Origin of the sequence: Sphingobacterium lactis (assembly GCF_051951495.1) — a bacterium.
GTDB classification, from domain to species: Bacteria; Bacteroidota; Bacteroidia; order Sphingobacteriales; family Sphingobacteriaceae; genus Sphingobacterium; species Sphingobacterium lactis_A.
The window spans coordinates 38,507-59,683 of the sequence record NZ_JBNHAS010000004.1; the positions used below are offsets into that span (position 1 = coordinate 38,507).

A 21,177-nucleotide genomic window follows, 5' to 3' on the forward strand; every position below is an offset into this window, starting at 1 on the left:
ATATTCGTGAAAATTTGAAGCATAATTAGCAGTTTTTCGACCGCTTATTTCAGTAATAAAACACTTAATTCCAAAAATAAATGGATATTCAATTAATATAAAAAGGTCAATGCTAGCACTGACCTTTATTATTTTATTCTTCTTGGATTTGACAATGCAAAATCTCACATCTCAAATCTTATAGCGCAGCGGTCTCACATCTACTTCGTGTCTTTCTTCCCGAAAATAGAAATCTTCAAGTATTTACCTGGGTTTTTCTTCAGGTCGTTTACTAGTTCGTTTAGACTTTCTGAGGAGTTTGCCAAGTTGTTATAGAGTTTGTCGTCGTTTAGGAGTAGGCTTAAGGATCCTTCTCCGTTATTGATTTTATTGGTGATCGCACGTACATCTAACATTGCTTGATTAGCATTGTCGATGGTTGCTTTGATTTCTGTTTTTGAAAGATCATCCGATAGGTTATCAAGATTAGCAAGGATGCTGTTGATCTTCTTGTCGTTTTGTTTGAAGTTATTGGTGATGGACTCTAAGTTCGCTAAGATGTTAGTTAGCTTAGCGCGTTCGCTGCCCATTAAACCATCAACGTCATTGGTGATTTTCTCCAGGTTTTTCAAAGAGACAGAGATACTGTGAACCGAACTTTTGAAGTCACGTTGGAAGTTTTCATCCAATACGGAGTTTACACCAGATAATACAGAGTCTAATTTTACTACTAGGTTTTCGATTTTCTTTTGTAGAGGTTCTACCTTTTCCATCAGGTTTGCTTGAACATCAGAAAGAAGGGGGTCACCATTTCTGGCCATTGTAGTACTGTTTCCCAATTCGAAAACAATAGCTTTACTTCCCAATAAATCGGCACTGACAATGCGTGCTACCGTATTGGAAGGGATATCGATATCATCTTTAATTTTAAATTCTGTTTTAATCTTGCCATTGGGTTGCAGAGTAAGATTGGAAACACGACCGATTTGAAAACCATTTACCAATACGGGTTTGGATACGGCAAGCCCATCCACATTGTCGTATTCTGTATAAAAGACGTTTTCACTGCTGAAAACGTTGTTTCCTTTTAGGAAGCTGTAACCAATAAATAACAAGGCGATAGCAATACAGGTAAGCGCACCGACCTTAGTTTCATTAGAAATTTTCAAAATGATTCGATTTTAAGAGTATCTACAAATAATTATACAGCAAGTTAAGAAAAACTTTATTTTTCAACGGATTTTCTATAGTTATTTATTGCATTGAATAAATCTGTTACGATTGCTTCTTGACCTGCAGCGGAATTCATGTAACGTTCTTCTTCCGGATTGCTGATAAATCCGATTTCGGTAAGTACCGCTGGCATACCTGCTGTTGCTAATACTCCTAAGGATTGTTCCTTCACACCACGGTTCGTACGTTTGGAGTTGGTGAATTGCATTTGCATATAGCTGGCGATTCGGATACTCTGCTCACGGTAGCGGCGTTTCATCAATGAAAATACAATATAAGTTGATGGATCTTTAGGGTCAAATCCACCGTAGTTTTCTTTATAGTTTTCCTCCAATAAGATGGATGCGTTTTCTCGAAGTGCCACATCCTGTTCACCGGTACGTCCAAAACCCAAAACCAATGTTTCTGTTCCGGCTGCAGAAGTATTCAATACGCGTTGCGTAACGTATTTCCCACGGCTGTTTTTCACTCTTCTAGAGGTTGTCCCTCCGGAGTTACAGTGAATGGAAATAAATAAATCAGCATTGTGTTGGTTGGCTACTTTAGGCCTTGCATAGACAGGCAAGAATACATCGGTAGAGCGTGTGTAGACTACTTTAATTCCTGGGAATTCTTTTTTGATTTTATTGCCAAGTTTCAAAGCGACCTGTAAAGCGATATCCTTTTCTTTGGAGACACGTCCTACGGCGCCAGAGTCATGACCACCATGCCCAGCATCCAATACAATGGTACGAAGTTCTTTCTTTGGTTTTTCTTGATCCTTGTCTTGATCAATCGGTTTAAAAGCCGCAAAAACTATTACAATTAAACAAATAGCCGTTCGCCCTAATATTCTCACTACGTTTGGATTCTTGTTTACTAGCCTCTTCAATTTTAAATAATTATTTGTTTTTCAAGGCTCAGGTCTAAATTGTAAGTTGCAATCCGCTATTACATTCCTGAGCTGGTTTTATAACGTTTTACTGCATCAACAATGTTGCCAACAATTTCAGTTTGTCCTTTTTGAGACAACATATAATTTTCTTCATCGGGATTACTGATAAAACCTATTTCGGTTAAAGCAGCAGGCATACTAGCAAATGCCAGTACCGCTAAGGATAATTCTTGCACACCACGGTTCTCACGACCTAAGCGTACATATTCATCTTGAATGTACGATGCAAAACGAATGCTCTTATCGCGATAAGTTCTTTTTAAAAGGGAGAAGATGATATAAGTAGATGGGTTGTTTGGATCAAAACCACCGTAGTTTTCCTTATAGTTTTCTTCCATTAAGATATCGGCATTCTCACGCATGGCAACAGTAGATTCTCCACGTTGAAGACGGTTGTAACCACACACGAAAGTTTCTGTTCCACTAACACTTGGTCTACGGATAGTACGGGTAGTATAACGACCGTTCTTTCCTTTTACACGTTGATCTGAGTCTGCGGAGTTACAGTGTATCGACAAGAATAAATCAGCATGGTTTCTATTGGCTATTTCAGAGCGTTCTCGAAAAGGAACATCTACATCCTTTTCCCGTGTCAGGATAGCTTTTACACCAGGTAATTCTTTTTCTATAGCTTCTTTGAGTTTAAGAGATACTTGCAAGGTAATGTCTTTTTCAGCAGAAATTCTTCCCTCAGCACCCGGAAGGTTTCCTCCATGTCCTGGGTCAATAACGATTAACTTCATCGCTTTATTGCTGTTGCTTTCCTTAACTTGATCAGTGCTTATGTTCTTTCCATTGATTTCTCCAACAAAAAGACCAAAGGATAATACAGGTAGAGTAATGCCCAAAAAAATAAGGGCTAATTTTGTTCTTCGATTAAGATTCATTTCCAACTTCTCCATTTTTATACTCAACAGTGTGTATTTCGTGTAAACTGTTAAATATGATTAACTTTATTAAAATCCTAATTGTTGTTATGGATTTTTGACTATTTTTGCCAACAAGAGTTTAAAATTAGCACAAAAATAACATTCATATTTCATTTTGAAGGCTTTAAGTTGTTTTTTCCTTACCCTATTGCTTTTTTTCGTCGGATTGTCTTGTGTACAGGGCCAGGTGGAAAGGACTTCCAAAGAGCAATCTGTTACAAATGATACCACGAAGAATGTTCTTCAGGATACCAGTAAAAACAGCTTTAAGGAGGTTTCTGGACAGGATACGGTCCATATGAAAGATGAAGGTGGACTGGAGACGGTGGTCACCATTACCGCCAATGATTCCTCTTGGAATCAAGTGAGTAAAAATATTCTACACTTGTTCAAAGGTGCTAAAGTAAAATACCAAGGCTTTGAACTTGCCGCTGATTACATTCGATTAGACCGAAATACCAATGTTTTATTTGCTTCTGGAGTTAAAGACCATAACGGGAAATATGTCGGTAGACCCGTGGTGATCATGCCTGGAGAAGCACCAATTGCGGTGGATTCCTTGTTGTATAACTATAAAACACAAGTGCCAAAAACCTTTGGTGTCATGACCGAAGTAGATGGTGGTTATATTCAAGCTAGAGAAGTTCGTAAGAATATTTACGATGAAATGTCACTGTACAAGGGTTTGTACAGTACCTGTAATTTGCCCTATCCGCATACCCACTTTGGCATACAAATCAGTAAAGGGGTAATTACGCAAAAGCAAATTATTGCTGGACCATCTTATTTGGTGGTTGAAAATATCCCTTTAAAATTTATTGCTATTCCCTTTGGATTCTTTCCAAAACAAGATAAAAAGAGTTCAGGATTTCTATTTCCATCTTTTGGAGAAGATGCTGCCCGTGGTTTCGCGATGCGTGACTTAGGTTGGTATTTGGCATTCAATGATTATTGGGACTCAGAGATTCGTGGTAACTTATACTCTAAGGGAACTTGGGAAGCTAGCGTTCGTACGCAATATCTTGTGAACTATAAGTTCAGTGGTAACTTCAATTTGCGCTATGGTTCTTTCGTGGAAGGCGTAGAGGGTACCCCATCCTATGGACGTAGTAAGGATTTCAACTTTACTTGGAATCACACACAACGACAAGAGGCTAATCCAGGTACTTCATTCTCTGCTGCGGTAAACTTTGGTTCTAGATCTTATCTGCAACGTTCTGCTGCCGGTGGTACTTATGACATGCGAGCAGCTACCAATAACCGTATGAACTCTTCCATTGCCTACGGTAAAGTATTTGCAGATGGTAAGATCAACTTCACTTCCAACTTACGCCATGAGCAAGATTTAGCAACTGGTCGTTTGTCCTTGGATTTACCTACCATCAGTTTAAACGTGTCAACCTTTAACCCTTTTGACTCTAAAGATCGTATCGGTGAGCAGAAGTGGTATCAACGTATTACAGTTGGTTATAGCATGCAAGCACAAAACCGTATTGTAACAATGGATAGCTTGTTATTCCGTAAAGAATCGCTTAAGGATTTTACCAACGGTATGCAACATAACATTCCGGTGAGTTTAAGTTTAAATGCCTTCAAATATTTCCAGTTTAATACATCGGTAAATTACACTGAGCGTTGGTATTTACAATCTGTTCGCAATAGATTGTCTAATCAGCTGAATGGTTATAAAATGGTACGCGATACGATTCAAGGATTTAAACGTGCTTATGATTATTCGGTATCCTCAGGTCTTTCGACCAAGGTATATGGTATGTATCCTAAGATGGGTAAGATAGAAGGTATTCGACACGTTATTACGCCATCGGTAAACGTGAATTATCGTCCTGACTTTGGAATCGAGCGCTATGGCTATTTCAAGAATTACATGGATACCACCGGGGTGACCAGAAGGTATTCTATTTTTGAAAATGGAATTTATGGTTCACCATCTGAGGGTAAATCCTTTGGTATAGGTTTCTCCATTGATAACAATATTGAAGCAAAAATTAGAGATGACAAGGATACTACTGGTACTGGATTTAAGAAGATACCTATCATTCAAGGTCTGACATTCTCTGGTAACTACAATATGGCTGCTGACTCCTTGAAGCTGTCGCAGATTAGTTTCTCAGGTCGTACATCACTCTTCAATCAAAAGGTAAACATCAACTTTAGTGGATCCTTTGATCCTTATTCCTACGATAAATATACCGGACAACGGATTGATCGTTTTGCTATAAAGGATGGTAATCTTGCTCGTTTAACGAATATGGGGCTTTCCTTTGACTATAGCTTCAATCCGAAGGCTAATGAAAGGCGGAGTGATAATATTGACTCCTTGCGTAATAGTATGCCTAATATGACGAAGGAGCAAGCAGATGCTTTGGCAAGGATTAGTACTGATCCAAATGCTTTTGTGGATTTCAATATTCCATGGAATCTGGCGGGGTCTTTCAGTATGAACTATGCCAGGGTCTTTGACAACCAAGTCAGAAGAATGGAAACCCGATTAACCAGTACTGTTAGTATACATGGTGACTTTAATGTTACCCCAAAATGGAAAGTACAGTTTAGTTCGACCTATGATATTGTAAATAATGAGCCTACGGCAACCCAGATCAGTATATATCGCGATTTGCACTGTTGGGATATGTCCATAGGATGGGTTCCGATGGGACGATTCAAGAGTTACAACATCACCATTCGAGCTAAGGCATCTATACTACAAGATTTGAAGTTGACGAAACGACAGAGTCATTACGTCTATTAACCACGATAAATCCATCTACTATGAAAGCTGAGATTATTACCATTGGTGATGAAATCCTGCTAGGACAAGTAGTTGATACCAACTCGGCATGGTTGGGTCAGCAGTTATTTGACTTGCAGATCCATGTTCAGCAGATTACCTCCATTACAGATTCCGAAGCACATATTTTACAGGCTTTAACAGAGGCTAGTCAACGTGCCGATGTGATAATATGCACCGGAGGTCTTGGGCCTACTCGTGATGATGTGACGAAGGCGACTGCTGCTAAGTTCTTTCAGACCGAATTAGTGCATAATGAAAAAGTTTTAGACCATGTAAAGCAAATATTTGCGCGGTTCAATAGAACCATGCCAGATATGAATTATGGTCAAGCTTCTATCTTAGCAAATGCAGAAGTCCTGTTCAACGATTGGGGGACAGCTCCCGGTATGTGGGTGCAGCGAGGAGAACAAGTTTTTATATTCTTGCCTGGGGTTCCTTACGAGATGAAGAATCTGATGCAACATCGCGCAATTCCTAAGTTGAAAGCTTTTCACAGTGCTGAAAAACTGGTACTGAGATATATTTTGACCGTGGGTATTGGAGAGTCGCATTTGGCAGAAAGCATTTCCGATATAGAAGATTCCTTTCCAAGTTCAGCGCATTTGGCCTACTTGCCAAAGATCGGGATGGTGCGATTGCGATTAACGCTTAGTGGAAAAGATCTGGAAGAATTAAACAGAACTGCTGATGACTTACAGCAGCGATTAATTGATCGTATTGGTTCGGCTGTTATTGCGACTGAAGACCTGAGCTTTGAAGAAGTCATTGTGCGTAATTTTGTGAAACATAATTGTACTTTAGCTACAGCAGAGAGTTGTACGGGTGGAAATATTGCTAGACTGATTACGGAGATTTCCGGAGCTAGTGAGATGTTTTTAGGTGCTATTGTATCCTATGCTAATGAAGTTAAAGTTGCCCAATTGGGCGTATCTGAGGAGACTTTAAAGGAGCATGGAGCAGTAAGCGAAGAAACGGTCGTTCAGATGGCTAAAGGTGCACAGGAGCGATTGCATACAAGTTATGCTGTTGCTACGAGTGGTATTGCTGGTCCAGGAGGAGGTACTGTTGAGAAGCCGGTAGGAATGATTTGGGTAGCAGTAGCAGGCAAGAATTCTGTGCAAACGAAGCTGTTTCAATTCCATGGAGATCGATTAATCAATATTGAAAGAGCTACAAATCAGGCCTTATTGATGTTATGGAATTTATATCGCCAAGAGAATCAAGATTAACCGAATTATATTTTTCCCAATAAAATAATCAAACTATTAAATTTTGTTTCCTTGTGATTCGAGTTTTAATAATTAACTTAGTGGTCTTACAATCCAAATAAAAAATAGATGGCTATATATGAACTTATCCTTCCCAAGATGGGAGAAAGCGTATCAGAAGCTACGTTGACCAAATGGGTTAAACAAATTGGAGATCAGATTGACGAAGATGATGCTGTTGCAGAAATTGCTACAGATAAGGTTGACTCTGAAGTTCCTTCGCCTGTTCGGGGTATATTAAAAGAAAGATTGTTTGACGAGAATCAGGTCATTCAAGTTGGTGAAGTAATAGCCTTGATCGAGATTGAAGGTGAGGATTCAAGTCCAGCCGCAAACCATACGACCGAAGTTACAGAACCACAACCGAAAGAAGAGGCAGAGCCAACAAATGAGGTTGAAGAGGTTATAGAAGAATCCTCAACAGAAGAACAGATCCCTGGTATTTCGCAGATTGCAGAACGTCCAATAGAAACAAATCATGAGCCGAATGATATTCATTCAGGTATTCGTTTTTATTCACCGCTCGTACGTAATATCGCCCAAGAGGAAGGGATTTCTCAATCCGAGTTAGATGCTATTCCGGGTACTGGTGCCGAAGGTCGTGTAACCAAGCAAGACGTTTTGAATTATATTCAGTATCGTCAGGGTGGTTCGCCATCAACTGGACAAAATCAAGTTTCTACATCTGCTCCTGCCGCTACTTCTACAGAGAACACAGCAAAGACTACAACAGCTCCAGTACAAGTAGTGAAGAGCTCAGGTTCTGATGAAATAATAGAAATGGATCGCATGCGTCGCTTAATTGCAGATCATATGGTTCATTCTGTTTCTACTTCTCCACATGTATTCTCGGTGGTCGAAGCTGATGTAACCAATTTGGTGAACTGGAGAAATAAAGTAAAAGATGCTTATAAGAAAGCTGAAGGAGAGAATATCACCTTTACACCACTTATCATAGAAGCCATTGCAAAAGCTATCAAGGACTTCCCAATGATCAATGTTTCAGTTGATGGATACAACATCATCAAAAAGAAAAACATCAACATTGGTATGGCTGCGGCACTTCCTAGTGGCAACCTGATTGTACCTGTGATCAAGAATGTGGACCAGTTAAGTCTAACCGGAATATCTCGTTCAGTAAATGATCTAGCAGTTCGTGCTCGAGGTAATAAATTAAAACCAGATGATACCCAAGGTGGTACTTTCACCTTTACGAATATTGGGGCATTTGGAAATATATTCGGTATGCCAATCATCAATCAGCCACAGGCAGCTATAATGGCTGTAGGAACTATTAAAAAGAAGCCTGCTGTATTGGAGACTGAATTTGGTGATGTAATTGCTGTTAGACACATGATGTATATCTCCATGTCTTATGATCACCGTGTAATTGATGGTGCTTTAGGTGGCAGTTTTATCCGTCGTGTAGCAGATTATTTAGAGAATTGGGATGTTGATCGAACCATCTAATTCAAAATAGAAAATATAAGGTAATCCAAATAAGAATGCCTAATCCCTAAAAAAAGCTGTATCGTTCTGATACAGCTTTTTTATGTTTTATACTAGTGTAAGGATAGATCCACTTGGGTGATTAGTTTCTTTTGAATCATATAGCGATATCGCAAGAAGAGTAGGACGGAAGATGTCAATAGCCCTAAGGTTAAGCCATACCATATCCCTTTTACGCCTATCTGTAACTCGATTCCTAGGTAATAAGCCACTGGTAATCCAACTACCCAATAGGCAAAGAAGGTAATAAAGGTAGGAATATTCACATCGCCCATGCCCCTTAAAACACCTAATCCTACTACTTGGGTTCCGTCAAATAATTGGAACATTCCTGCTATGATTAACAATGGAGCCGCCATTGCAATCACCGTTAAGTCCTTTGAAATAATATAAGGTAGGTATTGATTAAATACCGCAAATATCAAGGCACAGATCAACATAAAGACAATAACCAAATGATAGGAAACCGTTGCGAATTTCTGCAACCTAAAGTAGTTTTTATTACCAAAGCTATTACCGATTTTAATGGTCGCAGCAGAGGCAATGCCACTTGCCATCATATACGTCATTGCAGCCAGTGTAATGGCCGTTTGGTGTGCAGCTTGTTCTGTAGCACCAATCTTACCTGCAATTAATGCAGCGCCTGCAAAAGCACCAATTTCAAAGACAAATTGCATAGCTACCGGAGCTCCTATCTTCAATACCTGCTTAATTCGGCTGAAGTCAATGAATCGAATAGAGAAATGTTGAATATAGCGTTTGAAATTCTTAGACGATAAGACGTACCAAGCCATGACGGCCATCATCAATATCCTGTCAATCAAGGTGGCAATACCCACTCCACGTACACCCATAGGTTCAATACCAAACATTCCCTTTACAAGGATTATTGCTAGAACGACATTCAATACATTACCCCAGATGGTGATATTCATGGCTTGTTTGGTAAAGCCTAAGCCTTCAGCAAATTGCTTGAAGGTGTTGAATACCATTAAAGGAAGAATGGAAAGACTTAATATCAGTAGATAGGGTTTAGCTGTTTTAACTACTTCAGGATCTTGATCAGCATGCTGCATGGCATACATGGATCCGTAGTAAACCGCTAGAAACAAGATAATGGCCGAAATAATATTTAACCAAAAGCTATTGGAAAGTAGTTTGGCACATTCTTGATAATTGGAACGGCCATTCTCTTGTGCAATTAGTGGAGTTAATCCGAAGGCAATACCTAACCCGATAACCAATACCACCATAAAGACGGAATGGACTAAGGAAACAGCAGCTAAAGAAATAGTTCCTGCAAATTGACCAACAATAATTGTATCGGCAGTTTGCACGAGGGTATGTCCCAATTGGGATATCACCACGGGACCTGCAAGGGCCATGCTGCTGAGGTAATAAATCTTGTTGGATTTGTAGAAATTGAACATAAAAATTGACTTGAGCCGACAAATGTACAAAGTTTAAACTGCAAAAAATGTCTGATTCAAGTTAACTTTTCGTGTATTTATACAGGCATTCTTGCTAATGGCGCAATGTCTTGACCAACAAAATCTTTGTTTAAGAACTTTTGGTATCCGGCAATTGCGATCATAGCTGCATTGTCTGTGCAGTATTCAAATTTAGGGATGTAGACATTCCATTTATAGCGTTTTCCCATCTCGATTAATGATTCTCTTAATCCGGAATTAGCAGAAACTCCACCGGCTATGGCAATCTCTTTGACGCCTGTTTCCTTAGCTGCCTTCTTCAATTTATTGAGTAAAATTGAAACAATACGGCTTTGAACGGAAGCACAAAGATCATCAATCCGCTCGGTCAGGAAATTAGGATTCATTTTCAATTCCGCTTGAACCAAATAAAGAATGGCTGTCTTAAGACCCGAGAAACTAAAGTTTAAATCTGGAATTTGAGGTTCTGGAAGTTTAAAAGCATCCGGATTACCAAGTTTAGCATGTTTGTCTACCAAAGGTCCTCCTGGATAGGGGAGATCTAATATTTTGGCGGTCTTATCGAATGCTTCACCTGCAGCATCATCTAAAGTTTCTCCCAATAATTCCATTTCAAAGTAATTTTTGACCAATACTATTTGCGTATGACCACCAGATACGGTTAGACACAAGAATGGGAATTGAGGTTTTGGATCTTCAATAAAATGCGCTAGGATATGCGCTTGCATGTGATTTACTTCAATCAATGGAATATCCAATGCCAACGCAAAGGACTTGGAGAAGGATGTGCCAACCAATAAAGAACCTAAAAGTCCAGGTCCACGTGTAAAGGCTACTGCATCTATCTCATTTTTATGTATTTTTGCCTCAGCAATAGCTTGATCCACTGTGGGAATGATGTTTTGCTGATGGGCTCTAGAAGCTAACTCTGGAACCACCCCTCCGTATTTCGCATGAACTGCTTGTCCAGCAATAATATTTGCCTTAATTTCGCCATCTATACAGATAGAGGCCGAAGTTTCGTCACAAGATGATTCTATTCCAAGGATGATGGCCATGATGAAGGAAGTAATTTAAATAAAGTACAAAAGTATCAAAAAAATACTTAAAATAACGTCTATATGCCTGCTTAGCATTCTTGCTCTGCTGACAATCGCCGTTTTTTCCCTTCAATTTCCAGCTGTACAAACATTGGTTTCTAAACGAGTTGCCTCCTATCTCTCCAAAGAATTGAATGCCAAGGTAGAGCTGGACCATATTTACCTCAAGCCTTTCTCTGAATTGACATTGACAGGTTTCAAACTGTCTGATCAATCAGGTAAACCCCTTATGCATGCCAAGGAATTGCATGCTGACCTGAAACTTCGTAAAATCTTCCAAAATAAAATAACCATTGAAGAGCTTAGTTTGGAAGAAGCTTATGCTGATTTACATTTCTATAAAGACAGTTCCAACTTTAAGTTCTTGGTAGATTACTTCAGTCCTAAGAAAACAGACGAAAAGAAAAAGAAGAAAGAAATGGAGTTGAAACTCCATAATGTAACCTTGATTAACAATCATTTTAAAGTTTACAATCATAGCCAAAAGTACCATCCTAAAGGTGTTGATTTTGGAGATTTGGACCTAACGAATATTTCAGGGAAATTTAAGAATATCAAACAGGATAGTAGCAGTCTTCAGGCGGATATTGAGAAGTTCACTTTAAAAGACAAATCAGGTTTTCACCTAAAGGAATTATCTGCTGAAGCTTTTGTTGGTGATAAGGCCATGGAATTTGACCGCTTAAAGATTATTACCAATAATTCCAAAATGGGGCGTTATTTGAAATTCTCTTATGATGACTTTGAAGACTTCTCGGATTTTATTGATAAAATTCAAATTGAAAGTACATTAGAGAATACCTTCGTTGACTCTAAGGACATTGAATACTTTGCGCCAGAGCTTAAATATGTCAAATTCAAAGCGCAGGTTCTACAAGCAAAGGTAGATGGGACAGTAAGTAAATTGCGGGCAACTACAGCTCACCTTAAAACAGGGAAGGAGACAGAGCTTGTTGGTGATTTCAGTATTACCGGACTACCTTATATCAATAAAACAATCTTTGATTTTCAATTACAGAGTCTAAGAAGTTCTGCTCAAGATGTAGAAGTTTTGGTTCCTCAATTGGCAAATAAAGCTACTTTCAAACTTCCAGAGCAACTCCACAAATTTGGAAATATTGATTTTAAAGGTACTTTCCATGGTCTATACAATTTGTTTGATGTAAACGGTGATTTTACCACTGCTTTAGGGAATTTAAAATCAACGAGCAAAATCAATATACAGAATGGAATTGCCTATGAAGGAAATGTCGCTTCTTCTGAATTCCAACTGGGTAATCTCCTAAACAATAATACGCTTAAAAGGACAGGATTTAACTTTGAATTCAATGGTAAAGGTCTTGAATTAGAAGAGTTGCAATTGGACGCTGCAGGTGATTTAAAACAATTTCAATTAGGCGATTATCAATATGACAGTGTATTTGTCAATGCCCAATTCAAGGATAAACTAGTGGAATTGATTGGCGATATCAAAGACAAGAATATCCGGCTGAGCTATGAATCATCCATCAATTTCCAAGAGCCAGAAACTTTTTACGATGTCTATGCTGATATTGAGAAAATCAATTTCAAAAGGATGGGCATTGTCAAAAAGGATAGTATCCTCATTTACAATACCAGTATCCACACCCAGTTAAAAGGAAATAACTTGAATGACCTTAATGGAGATCTATACAGTGATCAAATCTCCATGAGTAGCTCCAAAGGAGAGTTCAATATTAAAGATGTTTATTTCTCTGCTCAAGGGAATGAGAAGGATAGGCAATTCAATTTGAAATCCAATGTTGTGGATGGAGAAATGAAAGGGGTTATTGATTTGAATACTATTGTTCCTTATTTCAAAGCCTTGGCTATGCGGTATGCTCCAGCTATTGGTTTACCCCTTGAACCATACAATCCGCAGATATTTGACCTAAAGGTTGACCTTAAGTCATTTGAACCAGTATCTGCCTTCCTTGATCCTAATTTAACCTTGGAAGATGGAGCTAGCTTGGAAGCACATTTCTCCTCTGAAGATTATACGGCAAGTTTCAATGCATTTAGTCCATTTGTCAAGTACAAAGGATTTAATCTTCAGAATATTAAAATTCAAGAGAATGCCGATGAACATGCCTTTTCCTTGAACCTGAATGCAGATAAACTTATCTTCAGTGATAGCCTATTCGTTGATAATATTGAAATAAAAAATATCCTATCGAATGACAGTTTGATCTTTTCTGTCAATGGTGCGCATGAGACCGATCCTAACTACATGCGTTTAAATGGGAATATTCACTTTGCACATAACTTACCAGCATATATTAAGTTTACTCAATCAAAAATTATCCTTAATCGGGAACCTTGGACCTTCAACACCGATGCTGAAATGCGTGTTTCAAAAGGGAAGTTTTATCTTCAAAATTTAATAGCCAGCCAAGAGAAACAAAGAGTAACTTTCAACGGCGTACTCTCCAATGAAGATGATAAATTGGAAGTTGCATTCAATCACTTTAATCTTAAATCCCTAGAAAGCATCTTAAGCCCAATGGGAATACAGTTGAGTGGTGAGTTAAATGGAAATATAGAATTACACTCCATTTTTAAGAAACCTTACTTATCAGCCAATGTTAATACCACGCCTTTGGTGTATAACCAGATTCCGATAGGTAATCTTAAATTATTAGCTGACTTTGTTCCAGAACAGAAGATTGCGAATATTGATTTGCAGTTATTAGATGAACTCCAAAGAGGCTTAGTGCTTAAGGGAACCTATATGGTTGGAGAGGGTGATCAAGAACTGAACTTAAAAGGTAAATTAAACGAAACAGAGTTGATCTTATTACAACCATTCGTGCGCAATTTAGCATCTAATTTACAAGGTAGAATAAATGCTGATATCAATATTGGTGGTACACTAAAGAATCCATCCTTTAATGGTTTGGCGAAAATACCTTCGGCATCTTTTGTTGTCAATTACCTGAAGACTGCATATGTGTTTCAGAACCAAACGGCAATTGTGGATAATAACATTATCCGTCTTCAGAATTTAAGTTTCAGTGATGCTCAAGGGCATCAAGCTACTGCTGCAGGAAATATTGATCTGAATAACCTAAGCAATCCTTATATTGATGTGCAGGTTGCAGCAAATGATGTAATGATCCTTAATACCACCTACAAGGATAATAACATCTATTATGGTACTGCTTTCGCGACAGGAACCTTTGCCTTCAAAGGACAAACTTCGGCTATCGATATCGATATTAAGGCAAAATCAGAAAAGAATACCAGCATCAGTATTCCTTTTAATACGGCAATGACCATTTCTGATAGTGACTTTATATACTTCGTAAGTAAGGATTCCTCCGAGAATAAAGAGAATGCCAATCGTTATTTCTTAAAGGGGATGACCATGAATATGGACTTGGAGTTAACCCCAGATGCTGAAGTCAATCTACAAACCGATCTAGGTACTTTGAAAGGAAATGGTAATGGTGAGATATCTTTGAAGATCTCCAGTTTGGGTGACTTTGAAATGTTTGGTGACTACGTGGTCAATTCTGGTAAATTCCATTTTACAGCACAGGATTTCATTAATAAATACTTTGACATCAAGCAAGGTGGTACTATCCGTTGGACGGGATCTCCTGAAGGAGCAAACATTAACATGGTAGCCTTGTATCAACAGCGGACAAGTATCGGAGATCTTTATAACGCAGCAGGTAGAGCAGGCCAAGATGAACGCGTATTAGCGCAGGCGGATATGATTATCAAAGGTACATTGAGTCAACCTGATGTTACTTTTGATCTGAACTTTCCGCAGAATCCTTATGTGAAGGATGAATTACAAGCCTATTTATCCGATGCCAATAACGTCAATCAACAAGCATTAAGTTTGATTATCCGCCGTAGTTTCTCGGCTGGATCATCGAATAATGATGTAGGAAAAGAAGTGAATAATACCCTCTTATCTGCAGGTACAGAAATTGCCTTCAATCAATTGAATAATATTTTAGCCCAATCCTTAAACATCAACTTTCTGGACTTCAATATCAAGTCTTTTAACGATGCTTCAGCATCTTTCCGATTCTTTAATGATCGACTGGTTCTAACAGGAGGGATTGTTGATCGAAGAAATATACAAACGACAGATTTAACTTTCTTCTCGAATCAGGTTGCTACCGATGCAGAATTAACCTATAAGGTGAGGAGGGACGGTAGCCTTGTTTTTAGAGCCTACAATAGACTAAATACCCGTAACATACTGTTCACACCTACGGATGATTATATCAATGCTGTGGGCCTTGTTTACCGTCAGGAATTCAATACACTTGGAGAGTTCTGGAGAAGAATGTGGACCTTCAAAACAAAGCGGGATACTGTTCAGGCTGTTACTCTTCCTAAACAAGACTCTGTAAAGAATGATCTTAATCCTTTTTAGATAGGAAGGCAATCGCCAATTCTTTCCATTCCTCTTCTAGGTTTCCTTTAAATTCAGGTTTTTTAGCTCGATTATACCAATACCGAGCATTCCATAAATCGCCTTCAACCCGATGTAAATAAGCATGCACATTTGCTGATGATAAATCAGAAAGTTGATCGACCAAATCATGAGCCTTCTTCCAATCGCCTTTAGCATCATACCAAAGGGATTGTAATTGAACAGACCATGTTGGTTCTGGTTGTCGCTCTTGTTGAATATGTGTTGTAAATTCTGCTAGTGTCATCCTCAAAAATACAGCAATAAAAATAGATTAACTCGAAAGGATTATTAAAAAAGGCTGGATTGTGATTAATCCAGCCTTGATCTCTTATTTGAATTTACTTGCTAATGCTGCAAGTTTACTTGCCATATCTGTTTCTGGCGCTTTGTTTTCTCGATGATCTCTTTTTTCAGATCGTTTTCTTGGACCCTTATCCTCAGTTTTCATGGTTAGGCCGATGCGGTTTCTTCGTTCATCAATTTCAGTAACTTGAACCATCACTTGCTGTTGAACTTTTACCACCTCATGTGGATCTGAAACATAATGATTTGCCAATTGGCTTAAGTGCACCAATCCATCTTGATGAACACCAATATCCACGAAAGCACCGAAATTAGTAATGTTCGTAACGATACCCGGTAATTTCATACCAACCTTTAGATCCGAAATGCTATTTACACCTTCTGTAAAGGAAAAGCTTTCAAATTTCTCCCTAGGATCTAATCCAGGTTTGGCTAATTCATTCAAAATATCATTTAAAGTAGGTAGACCAACTTCCTCAGAAGTATATTTTTGAAGATTTACTTTCTTCCGTAAAGCTTCATCTTTTATCAATTCAGGGATAGTGACATTCAAGTCTTTTGCCATTTGTTCAACCAAAGCATAGCGCTCAGGGTGTACAGCTGAAGCATCTAAAGGATGCTCTCCATGACGAATACGTAAGAATCCTGCTGCTTGTTCAAATGCCTTGTCCCCTAACCGAGGAACCTTTTTCAATTCCCTACGGGATTTGAATGGGCCGTTTTCTTTACGATAATTAACGATTTGTTGAGCTAGGGCAGGACCTAAACCCGATATATAAGCTAGAATTTGTTTAGACGCTGTATTTAATTCTACACCAACAGCATTCACACATGAAATAACGGTATCATCTAGGGCCGATTGCAATTTATTCTGATCAACATCGTGCTGATATTGTCCTACACCAATGGATTTAGGATCTATCTTCACCAATTCTGCCAATGGATCCATTAATCGACGGCCAATAGATACAGCACCACGCACGGTAACATCATAATCAGGAAACTCCTCACGAGCAGTTTCTGATGCAGAATAAATGGAAGCACCACTCTCATTCACCATAACTACCGTCACATCCGCTAACTTCAATTTGCGAACAAAATCTTCAGTCTCTCGACCTGCAGTTCCATTCCCAATCGCGATAGCCTCAATATCATATTTTGATACCAAATGCTTCACTGTTTTCTCCGCTTCTGCTAATCCACCTGCTCCATTGTGCGGGAAGATAGCTGTATTCTCTAACAAATTACCCTGAGCATCTAAAACCACCGTTTTACAACCTGTTCTAAATCCAGGGTCAATAGCCAGTAATCTCTTTTGGCCAAGTGGTGCTGCCAATAATAATTGACGTACATTGTCTGCAAATACCTTAATAGCTTCCACATCGGCGCGCTGACGTGTCAACACACGAACTTCAGTTTCCATGGAAGGTTTCAATAATCGCTTGTAGCTGTCTTGAAGTGCCAACTCTACCTGATCTGATGAGTCATTTTTAGCTTTGATGAATTGCTTGGCAATCCCAGGTAATACCGCAGTTTCCTCTACATCAACATCCAAGTATAACAATTCCTCTTTCTCCCCGCGGCGCATAGCTAAAACACGGTGAGAAGGTGCATCTTTCAATGATTCAGACCACTCAAAATAATCCTTATATTTCAAAGCGGCTTCTTCTTTTCCAGGTACTACACGAGAAACAAATTTCCCTTTTTCTAAGATGACCTTTCTGGTATGTGCTCTCACCTCGCCATCCTCAGCAATCTGCTCAGCAATAATATCACGAGCACCTGCTAATGCTTCTTCCAGATTGTTTACTCCCTTTTCTTCATCAATGTAATCGGCAGCAGCGATTTCAACATCAACTTTATCCTGTGCCAATAAAACATCCGCCAATGGCTGAAGGCCTTTCTCTCTAGCCATGGAAGCACGAGTACGGCGTTTTGGTTTGTAAGGGAGGTATATGTCCTCCAGTACAGCCATCGTCTCTGCAGTTTTCACTTGCTCCTCTAGGGCAGGTGTTAATTTACCCTGCTCCGTAATGGATTTTAATATCGCTTCTTTGCGCTTATCCAATTCGCGTAATTGCTGTACACGATCTCGAATTGCCGCAATCTGAACCTCATCTAAGCTGCCCGTCACTTCTTTCCGATAACGCGCAATAAAAGGAATGGTAGCTCCCTCATCCAATAAGGCTAAAGTGCTGTGCACCTGTTTTTCGCTGATAGCTAATTCCTGCGATACAATTAATTCGTGGGATGTAATCATACTCAATAGAAAAAATAAGCTGTTGACTATTCATCAACAGCTTAATAATATTTTTAAAAATTATTTATTAGGCGTTTTTAGTTCCATGATCTTCTTTCGAAGCATGTTCTTCTGTAGATTGTCCTTCAGTTGATGATGTAGTTTGGTCTGCATCATTGGCAACTTGTTCGTTATTATCAAAATGGTCTTTGTAACCATAGCTGTAATAATCTTCTTCTGTTGGAGTTCTATAAGGCTGATGCTCATAAGTACCAGAAGGTGCAGAAAACTGTGGCGTTTTCTTTTCTTTTACCTCAGTGTTTTCATTCTCTTCCGACTCTTGTGCGTTATTTGCATAACTTTCTGTAGGGTTTACGGAAGTGGAATTATTGCTTTCCGGTTCTTTTTCTATATCCGCCTTCACATCATCAATCTCCTTCTCAAAATTATTAATCTGATCTGAAATCTCGCGTTTGATGCCTTCAGATGCATCTTTAAACTCACGAATCCCCTTGCCTAAACCTCTCGCCAACTCCGGTAATTTCTTCCCTCCAAATAGTAATAATGCTACCAAGATAATAACAACCATCTCTTGAGTACCAATATTCATAAACGCTAAATTCATCGCTTCTCTTCTTTTATTTAATATGCTAAGGTAAGCCTATTATTTTTTTTCAACAATAATTAACTGTAATTATTTCGTAACAAGGGGTGGAGACCGCTTCGCTAATAGATATGAGATATGAGATCGCTACGCTGTTAGAAGTTAAGTATCATTAGAAAGGAATCCATTTACAACTCAGAGCAACGCGAAGAGTCTCTCTTCCCACCCACAAGACCACGTCATCACGAAGCTAGCTGAGTGAACTTCAAACTATGTAGGCCAGAAATAGTTAATTTATTGGATATTGAATACTGGATAACGGTCGAAGCATGCTTCGACCCTACAGTTATTGTGCTTAGGGATATTAAAATCAGGATTGTTTGTAGGGGCGATGCATGCATCGCCCGCATAACTCTAATTTCTTACACCCTTTCTATCTCACATCTAACATCTCACATCTAACAGCGTAGCGGTCTACCCCTCAAACTCCACCTTAATTTCTACTTTCTTGCCATCATTGCCGAGTTGCCAATCTGGTCCATTTTGGATAATCTGAATTGCTTTTTGGTTCAATTCTGGGTTGCTGCTTTTCTTTACCTTAAAGTCAAATGGTCGACCAAAGGAGGAGATATCAAACACAAGGGTAACTGTACCTTTTCCAGCTAGAGATTGTGCCGTTTGGTCCTTTAAGTATTTCTTGTATGCTGTCCAGCCAGCAAGTGGTTCCGATTTAAATCGACTGCTTTTACCACCATAACCAACTACGGTCACTTCTTCAACCATGCCCATTTCTGGTTGTAATTGTACGATTTTATTGTTGCTGGCGATGATACGTTTTGTTTCATAACCTAGGGATAAGATCTCCAATTCTTGGTTTTTGGAAGATAAAGGCATGATGTATTGACCGGAGGAATCTGTAACTGTTACCTCATTAGTTTTGATGTCTCTGACAGTGACATGCGCCAATGGCCTTCCGGAGTTTTGATCTAATACGCGTCCAGTAGCTATTGTCTTTTTATCTTGAGCTGAGGACAGTGGTGCAGATCCTATGATAATATTCCCCTTCATATCATTGTTGCCACGAATTTTTAAAGACCTTTCGTGCAACGCCATATTCTCTGAGTAATAATCCTGCATTTTGTTTTGAGCGATGTAGTTATTATCTGCTTTTTCTTCCTTGGCTTTTTTTGCTCCAAAGGAGTCCGTAGACACCTGGTTTCCCGAAGGAACGGATGGTAATCTTAATGTAGGTCGTTGAATTTCGACTACTGCCTCCTCCGATGTGCGTCTGTTCTTGGCATTCGGGTTATGGAAAGCTATGCGCTGCTCCTCAATAGGTTCATCAATTATGCTGTCTATTGGAGCTACATTGACCGTCGTGTCAGCGGGAGACGCCATGTCGGTATGTGCAATACTATCTTCATACTTAATCGTAGATTGTTCCCGATTCATGTACCAGATCATACCGATACCAAAGGCCAGTAATATAGTAGCTGCAATGGATAACCAACGGTATTTATTGAAATTGATGACTTTCTGAGGATGCGTACGATCGTATATAGCGCTGTCCAAGTCTTTTTGATCCAGTTCAGAATCTAATTCCTTCTCTGCTTCCAATCCAAGGATTAAATCCATCAACAACTCATCTTGATGAGAGGCTTTTTCTATGGCATACATCTCCGAAGGACTTAATTCCCCGTTGACATATTTCCGTAAATAAGCGATATCAAAATGATTATTCATGATTGCTCCTTTCCATGCAGATTTTCAGATTTCGCTTTCCGTTCTGAATATAACTCTTTACATCATTCAAACTAAAGCCTGTCAAATCTGCTACTTCCTTATAACATTTCTGTTCGATGAAGAATAGCTGAATACTCTGTCTTTGCTTTTCCATTAATCCGTCTAAACAACGCTCCATGCGACTCAATTGTTCCTCTTTCTCCGAATAGTTTTCCTCCTGATGCAGGTTTACTCCAAATTCCACAAAATCATCTGTAACAATTTCAACCTTATTTTTTGCAGAACGAAGGGCCATCAAACAATGGTTCTTGCCAACAACATATAACCACCTGGGAAAATCCTGTATCGTTTGTTTCTTGACTTTTTCAATGAGTTCTTCGAAGATGTGCATCACAGCGTCTTTGCTACGCTCAGGCTCCTTAAAATACCTTAAACAAACATAATAGAGCATCTCGCTGTGCCGTTGAAAGAGACCACCCAAATGTATAAGATCACCAGTCTCCAAGTAGGCTTGGAGGAGTTCGTCGTCAGTATGATTGGTTTGCTTAGACAAATTGTAACGGCTTAATTATGGCTGAAAAATAATTTTTTTTTCTCGTTTATGGAAATTTCAT

The 21,177-nt window shown here is 39.0% G+C and carries 14 protein-coding genes; 4 read left to right on the forward strand and 10 right to left on the reverse strand.

Annotated features, from left to right (window positions below; genetic code table 11):
• Positions 1-200: 200 nt before the first annotated feature.
• Genes ACP6L2_RS14345 through ACP6L2_RS14355 form a run of 3 tightly spaced genes read right to left on the reverse strand, consistent with a single transcriptional unit; the run spans position 201 to position 3,048 of the window.
• Complete coding sequence (locus ACP6L2_RS14345; protein WP_440510021.1) at positions 201-1,148, reverse strand: MlaD family protein; 948 nt, start codon at positions 1,146-1,148, stop codon at positions 201-203.
• A gap of 56 nt (positions 1,149-1,204) precedes the next feature.
• Positions 1,205-2,083 (reverse strand): N-acetylmuramoyl-L-alanine amidase family protein, encoded by an 879-nt coding sequence (locus ACP6L2_RS14350; protein WP_440510022.1) that lies wholly within the window; start codon positions 2,081-2,083, stop codon positions 1,205-1,207.
• Between the two features lie 59 nt (positions 2,084-2,142).
• On the reverse strand, positions 2,143-3,048 hold the full coding sequence (locus ACP6L2_RS14355) for an N-acetylmuramoyl-L-alanine amidase family protein (protein ID WP_440510023.1): 906 nt from the start codon (positions 3,046-3,048) through the stop codon (positions 2,143-2,145).
• A gap of 214 nt (positions 3,049-3,262) precedes the next feature.
• Here ACP6L2_RS14355 and ACP6L2_RS14360 point away from each other — a divergent pair, with 214 nt between their 5' ends.
• The 3 genes from ACP6L2_RS14360 (at position 3,263) to ACP6L2_RS14370 (ending at position 8,625) form a co-directional block, all read left to right on the forward strand.
• Positions 3,263-5,845, forward strand: a complete 2,583-nt coding sequence (locus ACP6L2_RS14360; protein WP_440510024.1) for a putative LPS assembly protein LptD — start codon at positions 3,263-3,265, stop codon at positions 5,843-5,845.
• Between the two features lie 20 nt (positions 5,846-5,865).
• Complete coding sequence (locus ACP6L2_RS14365) at positions 5,866-7,116, forward strand: competence/damage-inducible protein A (RefSeq protein WP_440510025.1); 1,251 nt, start codon at positions 5,866-5,868, stop codon at positions 7,114-7,116.
• A gap of 108 nt (positions 7,117-7,224) precedes the next feature.
• A complete protein-coding gene (locus tag ACP6L2_RS14370) occupies positions 7,225-8,625 on the forward strand; it encodes a dihydrolipoamide acetyltransferase family protein (protein ID WP_440510026.1) in 1,401 nt (466 codons plus the stop codon).
• Positions 8,626-8,717: 92 nt separating this feature from the next.
• On the opposite strand, the gene ACP6L2_RS14375 is transcribed toward ACP6L2_RS14370, so the two are convergent.
• Together ACP6L2_RS14375 and tsaD are read right to left on the reverse strand one after the other, a co-directional pair.
• Entirely contained in the window at positions 8,718-10,094 is a 1,377-nt protein-coding gene (locus ACP6L2_RS14375) for an MATE family efflux transporter (protein WP_440510027.1), read from the reverse strand.
• A gap of 77 nt (positions 10,095-10,171) precedes the next feature.
• Positions 10,172-11,173: a tRNA (adenosine(37)-N6)-threonylcarbamoyltransferase complex transferase subunit TsaD gene (gene tsaD / locus ACP6L2_RS14380; protein ID WP_440510028.1), complete on the reverse strand. Its 1,002-nt coding sequence runs from the start codon at positions 11,171-11,173 to the stop codon at positions 10,172-10,174.
• Positions 11,174-11,267: 94 nt separating this feature from the next.
• On the opposite strand from tsaD, the gene ACP6L2_RS14385 reads away from it, so the two are divergent.
• Positions 11,268-15,632, forward strand: a complete 4,365-nt coding sequence (locus tag ACP6L2_RS14385) for a translocation/assembly module TamB domain-containing protein (RefSeq protein WP_440510213.1) — start codon at positions 11,268-11,270, stop codon at positions 15,630-15,632.
• Here ACP6L2_RS14385 and ACP6L2_RS14390 read toward each other — a convergent pair.
• The 5 genes from ACP6L2_RS14390 to ACP6L2_RS14410 all read right to left on the reverse strand — a co-directional run bounded on the left by ACP6L2_RS14390 (position 15,619) and on the right by ACP6L2_RS14410 (position 21,116).
• Complete coding sequence (locus tag ACP6L2_RS14390; RefSeq protein ID WP_440510029.1) at positions 15,619-15,918, reverse strand: hypothetical protein; 300 nt, start codon at positions 15,916-15,918, stop codon at positions 15,619-15,621. The two genes, ACP6L2_RS14385 and ACP6L2_RS14390, sit on opposite strands and share 14 nt — an antisense overlap.
• A gap of 84 nt (positions 15,919-16,002) precedes the next feature.
• On the reverse strand, positions 16,003-18,237 hold the full coding sequence (locus tag ACP6L2_RS14395; RefSeq protein ID WP_440510030.1) for a Tex family protein: 2,235 nt from the start codon (positions 18,235-18,237) through the stop codon (positions 16,003-16,005).
• A gap of 67 nt (positions 18,238-18,304) precedes the next feature.
• Positions 18,305-18,841 carry a Sec-independent protein translocase subunit TatA/TatB gene (locus ACP6L2_RS14400; RefSeq protein ID WP_440510031.1) on the reverse strand — a complete coding sequence of 179 codons (537 nt, stop codon included), beginning with the start codon at positions 18,839-18,841 and terminating at the stop codon, positions 18,305-18,307.
• A 453-nt stretch (positions 18,842-19,294) separates the two neighbouring features.
• The gene (locus ACP6L2_RS14405) at positions 19,295-20,563 is read right to left on the reverse strand and encodes a carboxypeptidase-like regulatory domain-containing protein (RefSeq protein WP_440510032.1); all 1,269 of its coding nucleotides are present in this window, start codon (positions 20,561-20,563) and stop codon (positions 19,295-19,297) included.
• Positions 20,556-21,116, reverse strand: coding sequence for an RNA polymerase sigma factor (locus ACP6L2_RS14410; protein WP_440510033.1), 561 nt, complete (start codon positions 21,114-21,116; stop codon positions 20,556-20,558). The genes ACP6L2_RS14405 and ACP6L2_RS14410 overlap by 8 nt, the downstream gene beginning before the upstream one ends.
• Positions 21,117-21,177: the final 61 nt, after the last annotated feature.